Here is a 357-nt window from a genome sequence, read left to right as displayed (position 1 = left end):
TTTCGCAAAAGCACTGAGATTATCTGCTAAATGAGATAACTTCCCTCCTTCAAATGGAATAGTGCCTGTCACTGGTTGTAGTTGTTCTAGGGAGTTCAAACTAAATCTCTGAGCTGCTTCACTTAGAACATTATCCGCATGGCGTAAACCATCGCTTAGAGCGTCTGCTGAATTCGATAGAATCTTACTTGGTCGGAGATTGTCAAGCTGTTTGCCATAGGTTTTAATTTGGGAAAGGACATTATCCCCCAAGCCCTTAGCATTCTTCAAGATACCTTTGAAACTATCTAGGTTCCTAACTCCTTGTTCCAAGCCTTCCTTCACTGCTGTTTTGATACTAGTCTTAACAGCGGTGAG

The 357-nt window shown here is 42.0% G+C and carries 1 pseudogene; it reads right to left on the bottom strand.

Annotated features, from left to right (window positions below):
• Positions 1–357 (bottom strand): annotated as a pseudogene (locus SORDD15_RS10340) (type IV secretion protein Rhs); the annotation flags it as partial.

The organism is Streptococcus oralis, assembly GCF_001578935.1.
Taxonomy (GTDB): Bacteria; Bacillota; Bacilli; order Lactobacillales; family Streptococcaceae; genus Streptococcus; species Streptococcus oralis_R.
Note: the sequence above shows the minus strand (reverse complement) of the source record. Positions and strands in the feature narration are given on the sequence as shown.